This is a genomic window from Nannocystis sp., from assembly GCF_016714285.1.
In the GTDB taxonomy this organism is placed as follows: domain Bacteria; phylum Myxococcota_A; class Polyangia; order Nannocystales; family Nannocystaceae; genus Nannocystis.
Genome location: NZ_JADJNN010000025.1, coordinates 72,194 through 80,389 on the forward strand (window position 1 = coordinate 72,194; position 8,196 = coordinate 80,389).

Annotated in this window: 7 protein-coding genes; 5 read left to right on the forward strand and 2 right to left on the reverse strand. The window is 69.4% G+C overall.

Translation table 11 applies throughout. The annotated features are described in order from the left end of the window. Positions 1-465: 465 nt before the first annotated feature. From IPJ59_RS30440 to IPJ59_RS30450, 3 genes are all read left to right on the forward strand, one after another. Positions 466-831, forward strand: coding sequence for a hypothetical protein (locus IPJ59_RS30440; RefSeq protein ID WP_293253100.1), 366 nt, complete (start codon positions 466-468; stop codon positions 829-831). A gap of 243 nt (positions 832-1,074) precedes the next feature. Then, positions 1,075-2,088, forward strand: a complete 1,014-nt coding sequence (locus tag IPJ59_RS30445) for a restriction endonuclease (RefSeq protein ID WP_293274493.1) — start codon at positions 1,075-1,077, stop codon at positions 2,086-2,088. A gap of 185 nt (positions 2,089-2,273) precedes the next feature. Then, the gene (locus IPJ59_RS30450; protein ID WP_293274495.1) at positions 2,274-2,891 is read left to right on the forward strand and encodes a hypothetical protein; all 618 of its coding nucleotides are present in this window, start codon (positions 2,274-2,276) and stop codon (positions 2,889-2,891) included. 613 nt (positions 2,892-3,504) lie between these two features. Here IPJ59_RS30450 and IPJ59_RS30455 read toward each other — a convergent pair. Both IPJ59_RS30455 and IPJ59_RS30460 read right to left on the reverse strand, forming a co-directional pair. After that, positions 3,505-4,521: an RICIN domain-containing protein gene (locus IPJ59_RS30455; protein WP_293274498.1), complete on the reverse strand. Its 1,017-nt coding sequence runs from the start codon at positions 4,519-4,521 to the stop codon at positions 3,505-3,507. A gap of 377 nt (positions 4,522-4,898) precedes the next feature. Continuing rightward, positions 4,899-5,396, reverse strand: coding sequence for a hypothetical protein (locus IPJ59_RS30460; RefSeq protein WP_293274496.1), 498 nt, complete (start codon positions 5,394-5,396; stop codon positions 4,899-4,901). A gap of 2,245 nt (positions 5,397-7,641) precedes the next feature. Between IPJ59_RS30460 and IPJ59_RS38275 the strand changes: the two genes are divergently transcribed. Next, the gene (locus tag IPJ59_RS38275; protein ID WP_366524720.1) at positions 7,642-7,797 is read left to right on the forward strand and encodes a hypothetical protein; all 156 of its coding nucleotides are present in this window, start codon (positions 7,642-7,644) and stop codon (positions 7,795-7,797) included. Between the two features lie 221 nt (positions 7,798-8,018). After that, a partial coding sequence (locus IPJ59_RS38280; RefSeq protein WP_366524721.1) for a 6-pyruvoyl trahydropterin synthase family protein occupies positions 8,019-8,196 on the forward strand: 178 nt, incomplete at its 3' end.

Consider the following 8,196-nt stretch of genomic DNA (forward strand, 5'->3'; position numbering starts at 1 on the left):
CGGGGTCCCATGCCGGCTAAGACTCCGCGAACACCTCGAGCCAGGCCTGCGCGACTTCTACGGCGGTGTGCTCGCTCGTCCTGAGCCAGCTCAGCTCCTTCGTGTGCTCCGCGACATCAAGCCGAGCCCGTTGGAGGCACGTCTGGACGTGGCTCTTTGATTTGCCGACGTCGTTGGCGACATCGCGTTGGCGTCGCCCAGCTGCGATCGCGCGGAGCACGCTCTCGATGTGTTGGCGCGCCAGCGGAGGACGGGGCACGGGCGAGAACTACCACCCATGGACCAAAATCAAAGTTTTACCCCCCGTTCTTGAAAACGGTACAAGATTCCGGTACAAAAGACTGGAAACGGCGGCCGGCGAATTCGAGGCCGCCAGGAGGACACCATGAGCACACAGACTCAAAGCGGCGAGCTCACCAGAACCACCCACCGGTATTCCGCTGTCCCGGTCGATGGAACGGCCCCATGAGTGACACCGACCCGGACATCGAGATCCTCGAGACCGACCTCCCCCCGCCGCCCGCCGGCACGCCGCTGTGGTTCCGCGAGTTGGTCGCCCTCACGCTCAAGACGACGGACCCCACCGTGCTCGACGCCGCCGAGCAGGACTACCGCGGCGTGTTCGCCAGCGCCGACGACTTCATCCACAACCAGCTCGCCGAGCACCTGCCCGCCCACCTGCAGTGGCTCCCCACCTGCTGCGATCCCGCCAAACTGCGCGCCGGCTACGAGCGCGGGCACATCCGGCTGTGGACGATCGGCCTGCCGAACGGGCAGGTGATCGTCTTCGAATCTCCCCGTGAACCCGGCCGCCGTCGTCCGCGGGCCTGAGCCACCGCCATACCGACCACTGACTCACCCGCACCCGCGATGGCCTGACCACGAACCACAGCGCCGGCCCTCTCGCCAACCAAGCTCCTGCTGCGATCCGCCGTGGCGACCAGCCCATCCTGCGGTGAGCCTCCCCGTCCACGAGTCTCGTGAATTCACAGCATGCGCGCAGACGCGCATCTACCTCGATCTTGCCCACCAATTCAGTATCCGAAGCCATCGCCCTCGAGCGAAGCTTCCAACATGGCCAGAGTTCGCCAGGCCCGCTCGTCGCGGGTAGATCGGCTGCACCGCACCCTCGACGTGCCGCAGGCCGACCGCCTCGGCAACGTCCGCCAGCTCGTCGCCGCGATCCGCGACGGCATCGACCACGCGGCGACGCTGCTCGAGCTCCTCGACGTCGACCACCGCCACTTCCTGTATTACCGCCAGGCCGCGGTGATCCTCGGCGTCGTCGAGTTCAACGCGCGCGGCGAGCTGCGCGTCACCTCGTTCGGCCAGCGCCTGCTCGCCTCGGCCGAGGGCTCGCCGGACGAGCGCCTGGTGTTCGCCGACGCCATCGCCCAGGCCCGCGCCCTGCGCCCCTTCGCCTCCTTCTTCGCCGGCGAGCCGCTCGACCTCCCCACGTTGACGCGCCGCCTCGAGGTCCTCACCGGCCTCTCGCACTCGACCGCCGAGCGCCGCGCCCACACCCTGATCAAGTGGCGCCGCTACGTGCAGGGCCCCACCCCGGAAAATAACGGCGGCCTCGAGCTCGCCGACCCCGCCCCGCAGATCGAGACCCTGGTCGCCCGCCACAACGCGCTCGTCAAGCAGCAGACGCTGCAATGGTTGATGGGCGTCGACCCCGGCGACTTCGAGAAGATCGTCGCCGACCTCCTCCGCGCGATGGGCTACCTCGACGTCACCCAGCGCGGCGGACCCTTCGACGGCGGGGTCGACGTCGTCGCAGGCCGCGTCGACGCCTGGGGTCACCGCAGCGAGCTCGCCGTCCAGGCCAAACGCTACGCCGCCCCGGTCGGCCGCCGCTACGTCGACGAGCTGCTCGGCGCCTTCCGCCGCCAGCGCTACGCCGAGGCCCTCCTCGTCACCACCTCGGAGTTCTCGGCCCCCGCCGTCCAGGCCGCCCAGAGCGAGCCAAACCTAAAACTCGTCGACGGCCCCAGGTTCGTCGACATGCTCGCCGCCAACGGCGTGCTCCTGCAGGTCGGCAATCCGGCGAGCCAAGCGCCAGAAATAGTAGCCATCTCGCCCTAATTCAGGCCGGTGCGTCGAGGCCGATCGTCGCGCTGGCGAGGTGCCCGGGCGTGTGGAGATCGTGGCCGCGATGAGGACCGTCTGGAGCCTTGAGACGCCGTGGGCGCCATATTCCCGTGATGTTCTCGAACGACGGGACGCGCCTCGCGGTCGGCGGGGGCACCTGGTACGGCGAGGGCGGAGTGATGATCGCCGAGCTCGAGACGGGGACGTTTCGCTGCACCGCGGCGAGCGACCTGCTCGCCACCATCCCGAATCAGCGGAACGCGCCATCGATCGCGGGGGTGTACTTCTCGGCCGATGACCGCTACCTGGCGGTCGCTACCCGCGGCTCGGGGCAGAGCTATCGCCCGTCGCATCTGTTCGCCGTCGAGGCGCTGGAGCTCGCGCATCGAAGCGTGATGGTGCACCGCAGCGAGGACACGATCGGGCGGCCATTCGCCACTGGCGTGCAGCTGGCGGGGAGCTCGATGATCACGCGCCACAACGCGGCGTTTCTGGCGGACTGCATCTCCATGCACGAGACGCCGCCGCGACTGGAATGCCGGGGCGACGACAGCCGCCAGCACCTGACACACAGCCGAATGATCGTGCGGTGCGGGCGGGTTCTGACGGGCGGCGGCGGCTCGCCTGCGCTGGTCGAGTGGCGCGCGGACCTCGGGCGCCGCGAGTCGGGCAAGGTCGCCGTGGGGCTGGTCTCGGCACCGTTCGTCGGCGGGGGAGCAGTCGAGGTCGTGCCGGTGCGAGCATGCGCGCCGGGTGACGGCGATCGCGGCGCTGCCCGGGCAGGGAGGATTTCTTGACCGGCGGACTCGACGGCGAGCTCGACCGCTGGTCGGGCGGCGATGGGCCAGCGCAGGTGCGATTGGCGGTGCCGGCGGACGAGCTCGAGCGGGCCTCGGCACCGTTCGTGCAGCCACCGACGTCCCCGGATTCATCGCATCCACCGATCACCTGGGCGACCTGACCGCGCAGCGTCACCGCAATCTGCACGCTGTGCGACGGGCAACGGTGGGTGAGCGTCGATGCGGGCGGGCGGCTCCCGCCTATGGCGAGGCGACACATTGCTGGCTGCATGGACCCTACCGACGCCAGGCTCGCCGCGGTGCCTCGCAGCGCACCCGACCGAGCCGTGGATCGCCGTGGGGATCAAGCAGGGCGGGTTTGCTCGCCCGACCTCGGCGGTGCTCTTGCTCGAGTGCTGATCGGATCGCCGTCGACAAGATTGGTACTCGCACGGACATGATCGATATGATCGGGCCCTTTGCTGCGCGTTACCGCGCACGAGGCGATCAACGCCGGCCGCGACGCCGGGAGCGGTCAACGCTCCCTCACCGCCAGCGCGGTGGACGCGGTTCCTCGGCCGCGGCGAGCCGCAGCAGGCGCTGTGCGGCGGGCGATGACCGCCCGCTGGCACTACGGAATCAGCGCCTCGACCGTCCACTCGCTGCCGATCGTCGCCGACCAGGTGGTCACGCCCGACGGGCTGTCGGGGCGATGCAGGTAGTCGCCCTTCCACGAGCGCAGCAGCACCTTCGAGCCGCGCAGCTCGAGGTCCACGTTGCCGATGCCCATCGAGAACGTGGTGACCCCTTGCGGCGAATTCGGGCGGTGCAGACAGTCGCCCTTCGACGAGCGGAGCCAGATCGTCGCGCCGTTGCGGGTCAGACGCCACGTGTCACCGGTCGGCGACGACGTGACCCCGGCGCCCGCGTCGAGACGGCGCAGATAGTCGCCCTTCCACGACTTGAGCCGGATCGCCTCGAACTTCACGAGCTGATCGAGGTCGGTGATCAACACCGGCTCGAAGGCGTCGGGGGCCTTCATCGCGGACGAGGCCAGCGAGATCGTCCAGCGCTGATTGGCGCCGACACCCGGCGACATCTGCACAACCGGCGCGCTGCTCTCCTGGGAGGCCTGCCCAACCTCGAGCGGCAGGCCGCTGTGTTTGGCAGTGATCGAGTAGGAGCCGTCGCCCAGCGGCGTCAGCGAGAAGCGCTGATTGTCGCCCGCATGCGCCGGCCACTGCAGGGCGATCGCCCCGGGCGCGACCTGTGCATAGTAGATATCGACGTTTCTCCCGGTGTGGCGATTGGTCAGCGTGAACCACCCGCCGCCCACGTGGGTGAGGATCCACTTCTGGTGATCGCCGGCGTAGAATCGGCCCTGCGTCACACCGAGGCCATCGTCGAGGCGCCCCCCGGGGACCTCGAGCGCCTTGCCGCTGTGCTTTGCGACCATGTGGACGAGCCGGCCGGTATGCGCGGTGAAGTCGTGCTCGACGTCGATCACCTGAAACACCGCCGCGCCCCCAGAGTCCGCGTCGGCTGCGAGCAGCGCCGGCAGCTTGATGAAGTCCGGCAGCGGCAGCTTGCCGACCCTGACGTACCCACCGGTAGCGACCGACCGCAGGCGGATCACCTGCGGCTGCATGTTCACATCACCCAGCACCTCGCGGGTGAACAGCTCGCGCGGACCGACCTCGTCGCGCAGGCATGTGAGCGCGATGCCGCCGTCCTGGACGCCGATGAAGCGGCGCCCCTGGGCCCGCAGCGCGACGTGGCCGTCGCACAGCTCCTGCAACTCCAACGCCTCCCACCCGCTCACGAGCTTCGCGTCAGCCAGCACTGGCTCCGCCGGTGGCAGTGTCAGCGCCTCCGGTGGGTTGACCCCGCCGCCGTTGTTCGCCGACACGAACCCTCGATCCGCCCGTAGCACGACCTGACGCCGCCGCGTCGGCCAGTAGATCGCGCCGGTCACCGACGACCACACGATCTCCCCGGGCGACTCCGGCGTGCCGCGCACCAGGGTCACCACGCCCTGATTCGCATCGCCATGAAACACGGCCCGGGCGCGCCGACGACGTCGCTCTGCCACAACGTCGCGCCGGCCTGTTCCGGGCCCGCGCCCGCGCGCACGGCGATCCGCCCGTCCTGCGTGACGATCGCGTGATAGCCCGCCGCTGCCGCCGGCTGCGGGCTCGCCCACGCCCACGGGAGCTTCTGGTCCTGAATGAGCCCCGGCTGGTAGACCAGCCACGCGGTCAGCGAGCCGAGCGGCCCGCTCGTGCGCTGTCGCATCGCCAGCCGCCCGTTGTCGGCGAGCACCAGCGAGAACATCCCGTTTGCCGAGCGCTTCGACTCGCCGACGCGGAGGAACTGGCCCGGCCGGAGCAGCGGGCCGGCGACCTCTGGCTGATCGCTCGGCCGGTCGAGGAGGAAGGTCGCGTCCTCCTTCGTCGGCGCCTCGGTGCCGAGCAAGCGCTCGGCGCAGAACACCGGCGTCGGCGTGACGATCCCCTCGCGCACGCGTGGCGACGAGGCAGCGCGGGTTGTCGCTCCTTGCCGTCGGACGCGACCGCGGAACGACGCCCAGCCGGCGAGCCCACGGACCATGCGGAACGTCGTCCCCTGAGGTCTGGCGCTTGTCGTAGGGCACCAACTTCATCGTCCCGTTGGCGTCGGCGCACCAGCAGCGGCGGCTCGCCGACGGCCTCAAAACGACACGCCGGTTGGATCTGTCAACCTGGCCACGAGCGGCACGGTCTTGCGGTCGCCGGCGAGGTCGCGCCCGAGCGCCCCCTGGCTGGTGCCGATCACCGTCTGCCCCTTCAGCGTGCGGACCCGAGCCGTAGTAGCGCGGCCTGCGGCGCCGCCATCGCCGCCGCCAGGGCCGTCGCCTGGATCCGCTCGGCGTCAACGGCGGCCGTGCGCGCAGGGCCGCGTCGAAGCAGGCGCACGCGCCGACAGCCCGTTAGTCAGCTCCTCCCGCCCGAGCTCCGCCACCGGACCGACGACCCCGATCGCATCGGTCACGAAGTCGCCGTTCGGCTTCGGCGCCTGGACCTTTGACCTTCCACTTCAGCTTGCCGGCCTCGTCGGCCGTCTTCTTCTTGCCGTAGATATCGAGGTCGGTCCATCGCGTAGCGCACGCCGAGGAACATCGGCGGCATCGTGGCCTCCATGAGGATGACGCCGCCGACGCTCACCGCGAGCTTCGCCTTCGGGTTCGTCTTCAGGCCGAGACCCAGCTTGACCGCCCGCGCCCCGCTCGCCCGCGAGACCGGCCCGAACACCATCGTCACCTGCGCCGACACGCCGGACGGACAGCGACGGCCTGAGATAACCCGCAGGCTGTCGAAGCGCGAGTCGACGAAGAACCCCCAGCCACCGCCGCTGACATAGAGACCGATGTTGATGCTCGCGGACCGCCTTGAGCTTGACGCCGAACGTGATCACGCAGCCAGCCGTGGCACACAGCGACTCGATGCCACGCGCGACCGGATCGCTCAGCAGGTACGCCGCGACCTCGCGCGCTCGGATCGGAGGCCCGCCGAGCTTCGGCAGGGCTGTAGAAGTAACTGGCGAGCTGCTCCCACACCCACTTCGCGCCGACCTCGAGGGCGTTGGACGAAAAACGCCTTGGAGGCCCCGACGGTTGGCTGGCGACGTTCACCGGCGGCCCTCTCCGTCCACTCCCGACCTCGGCGAACGATGTTTTGGACCAATCGACCGTGTCCCCGGCCGCCGTCACGCTCCACTTCGCCACACCTCGCCCGCGGTCACGGAGCCCGTCGCCGACGGTTCCCGGACGCATCGACGACCCTGCCATCGCTCCGAGGATCCGGGCCACGCCGATCGCGTCCTTGGGCGTCCGCGGCCTTGTCGATAAGCAAACTTGCCCTTGTCGTGAGGTCACAAATGGATCGTCCCAGCTGCTCGGTTTGTACCAAGCTCCATCGCGATCTCCGTCGTTGGCTCGCGACAAGGTAGGCGCCACGAGTGCGGCTAGTAGCGGCCCGCGACCGATCGGATCACTGCGACCGACACGTGGATCGCCGACAACACACCGCCGCGCCTCGCTCCCGCCGCTGAGTCCGTCGGCGTCGAGCGCGCCCTGTGATCGTGCGGTTCCAGACCGCACTCGCCGAAATGTGCGGACTATCCAGCCCGTGGAAAGCGAAAGGCGGCGCTCCGCACCCACAGCCGCGAATCGCACGACGCAGGCAAGCGAGCCTGGTACAGCTCAGCGTGACAATAGTGGCACTGGAGTCGACAGGGGTCCCCGCACCCAAACTTCGAGACCTTCGAAGCCCGTGGCCTGGCGCTCCGGTCGGAGGTGCAGGCCTATCCACCGCCCACCGGCCGCGTGAGGAAGCGCCATCGGTCATGCCGGTCCGCCCGGCGGACCCGACGGGCCAGTGTTAGGCGTCCGGCCCGACGAGGAGCCGGCCATGACCCAGACACCCACGCGCTCACAGCCGGGCGCAGCTGATGCTGCGGCCGAAGCCGAGGCCCTCGCGCCGATGGTCGACGCGGTGAGGACCCTGCTGCGCGGCATCGGCGAGGGGACCCGGGCCGCGAGGGCCTCGAGCGAACGCCCCTGCGCGCGGCCAAGGCGCTGCAGTTCCTGACGCGGGGCTACGAGCAGTCGCTGACCGCCCTGCTCCAACGGGCGATCTTCAACGTCCGCCACGACGGATGGTGATCGTCCGCGACATCGATATCTTCTGCATGTGCGAGACCACATGCTCCCCTTCAGTCGGCCGCGCATATCGGCTACCTGCCCGACCGCAAGGTGCTCGGCCTGTCGAAGCTGGCCCGCATCGCCGATGTTCGCGCGCCAACTGGGGGCAGGCGCCTGACCCGCCAGATCGCTCGAGGCGATCCAGGACGTGCTGCAGCCGCAAGGCGTCGCGGTGGTGATTGAGGCCAGCCACGCCTACGTGCGATCATGCGCGGCGTACAAAAGCCGCACTCATGGACGGGACCTCGTCGATGGTCGGAGTGTTCAAGGACAATCTGAACACCCGCCAGGAGTTCCTGAACCTGATCCGCCACAAAGGTGACCTTTTGATCTGCACTCGCATGATGCACCCAGGGCACCGCTCATGATGGAGATCTACCGCGTATACGGCTTCGAGGCGGCCCATCGCCCGCCGAAGGTCCCCACGCCACAAGTGCGCCCGCCCGCACGGCCACTCCTATACCATCGAGGTCCGGATCCGCGGCGAGGTCGGCGAGGACAGCGGGTGGATCCTCGACCTCGGCGATCCCGAGCCTCGCCTGGGGAGCCGATTCATCGCATCCTCGACCACCACTATCTCAA